The organism is Geminicoccus flavidas (genome assembly GCF_009806515.1).
Lineage (GTDB): Bacteria > Pseudomonadota > Alphaproteobacteria > Geminicoccales > Geminicoccaceae > Geminicoccus > Geminicoccus flavidus.
Window position 1 is genome coordinate 1 of sequence record NZ_WUJP01001037.1, and the last position, 1,906, is coordinate 1,906.

Annotated in this window: 3 protein-coding genes and 1 pseudogene; 3 read left to right on the top strand and 1 reads right to left on the bottom strand. The window is 62.0% G+C overall.

Annotation, left to right across the window (positions count from 1 at the left end):
- On the bottom strand, nt 1-267 hold a 267-nt coding region (locus EQG76_RS29735), incomplete at its 3' end, for a chemotaxis protein CheB (protein ID WP_159718863.1).
- Nucleotides 268-607: 340 nt separating this feature from the next.
- On the opposite strand from EQG76_RS29735, the gene EQG76_RS29740 reads away from it, so the two are divergent.
- The 3 genes and pseudogenes from EQG76_RS29740 to EQG76_RS29750 all read left to right on the top strand — a co-directional run.
- Nucleotides 608-856: a DUF533 domain-containing protein gene (locus tag EQG76_RS29740; RefSeq protein ID WP_159718864.1), complete on the top strand. Its 249-nt coding sequence runs from the start codon at nt 608-610 to the stop codon at nt 854-856.
- Nucleotides 857-1,237: 381 nt separating this feature from the next.
- Complete coding sequence (locus EQG76_RS29745) at nt 1,238-1,669, top strand: YsnF/AvaK domain-containing protein (protein ID WP_159718865.1); 432 nt, start codon at nt 1,238-1,240, stop codon at nt 1,667-1,669.
- Nucleotides 1,666-1,906, top strand: a pseudogene (locus EQG76_RS29750) (YsnF/AvaK domain-containing protein); the annotation flags it as partial. The gene EQG76_RS29745 and the pseudogene EQG76_RS29750, both read left to right, overlap by 4 nt.

Sequence of the window (1,906 nt, forward strand, 5' to 3'; positions counted from 1 at the left end):
GTTCGGGCGGATCTGCTCGCCGCCCTCGGCCAGATGCACTGGCATTGTGGTGTAGCCGGCGATGATCGCGACCAGGGAGCTGTCATGGTTGGGGTCGAGGTGCTGGACCAGCACGAAGGCCATTCCAGTGTCGGCAGGCATCCTTGCGAAGAACGACTGGAATGCATCGATGCCACCGGCTGAGGCACCGATGCCGACGATCAGGCGGGTGCGGTCTATCGAAGTTGCGGGTGAAAAGGTAGGTTCGCTCCCATTGGAAGGTTTCATCTTGCCGTGCTTTCATGCGGACTGCCGCTGGGACCACGCGGCATGCCTGATCCGGTCGCAAGATGCACCGCCAAAGCCTCTTCCTGAGCCGCCCAGGCGTTCCTGCACCACCACTCAACAATCACCAGAACCGACGGTTTCCGAAGCTGCTCTCAGGTGCGGCGGCCTTGGCGGCCTGATCGGCTCCATGCTCGGCGGCGGGCGTTCGAGCGGTGCGCTTGCTGGTGCAGCGATGGGCGTGATCGCCATGAACGCCTTACGCAACTGGGGCTAGTCCTCTTCCGCTTCCTGGATCGGAGCATCCAGCGCGGCTCCTGCGGAGCCGTTGAAGCCGGCAGAGGTGCCGGCGCCGGACGAGCGGCCCCAGCAGGTCATGCTGATGGCCATGATCGCGGCCGCCAAGTCCGATGGGCATGTCGATGATCGCGAGATGAACACCATCGTTGGCAAGCTCGAGGAGGCGGGAGCCGACACCGAGGAAAGAGACTGGGTGCTGTGCGAGCTGGCCAAGCCGCTGGATGTGGATGCCGTGGTGGCCGCCGTTCCCAATATCGAGGGGGCGCACAGGTTTAGGCGGTGTCGGTCCTGACGATCACTCCGTATAGGTCCGAGGAGGCCTATCTCGACGAGTTGGCCACGAAGCTCAGCCTGCAACCCGAGGTACAGGCATTTATTCATCAGCCTCTCGGCGTGCCGGTAGGGTAGTGCACCTTTTCTTCCGGTAGATGAGCGGCCCCGTCTCCCGTCACTGATCCACTGGAGAAGGCCGCTACAGAAGCCCCCCATAAAGCTAGCTGACCCAGAACCTGCTGGTCAGGAGCCTGACAAGTCATTTCTACAAATAGTAGCGTAAAAATATCCCCGCAGGAAGCACTGTATAACTTCTGCATATTGTCTCATTCACATACGTAATGTGCATCGTATATTTGTCTGAACGGGAACTACGGCATTCCGCTGCAGTTGCTGCCCCATGACCAAGCCCCCCGCTCCTGACCAGCCCGATCAGCGGGTTGAACTGCTGGAAGAGCAGCTTCAGCTCCGCAAGCACCTGGTCGAGCTTGGCCGTGTGCTGGTCGAGACCAAGGTCGAGACTACGCCGCATGTCGTGGAGGCCCTTCTCAAGGAAGAGGAGGTCAAGGTCGAGCGTGTCCCGGTCGGTCAGTTCGTGGAGGAGGTCCCGCCGATCCGCGAAGAGAACGGGGTGCTCATCATTCCCGTGCTCGAGGAGCGGGTGGTGGTGCAGACCCGGCTGATGCTCAAGGAGGAGCTCCGGGTCAGCAAGACCGTCCGCGAGGAACTGGTCCGCCGGACAATACCGCTCCGCGCGGAGCATGCGACGGTGACGCGACTGGAAGAGCCGGACCTGCGGTTCCCCATCACCGTGGAAGGTGAAGACCAATGACGCAGACGATGACGGCGCTCTACGACACGCTCGGCGCCGCGGAAGCTGCTCGGGATGAATTGATCGCTCTCGGCATCGCCGACAGTGAAGTCTTCGTCCGCAGCGCCGATACCGAAGCCAACACCGGATTGGCTCCCGGCACGGAGGATAAGGGCTTCTGGGCGAGCCTGGGCGACCTCTTCATGCCCGACGAGGACCGCTATGCCTATTCCGAAGGGATCCGGCGTGGCGGCTATC

What these genes read in the sequence shown, in the direction of transcription:
- EQG76_RS29745 (WP_159718865.1), top strand. Translation starts at nt 1,238, where the DNA reads ATGACCAAGCCCCCCGCTCCTGACCAGCCCGATCAGCGGGTTGAACTG.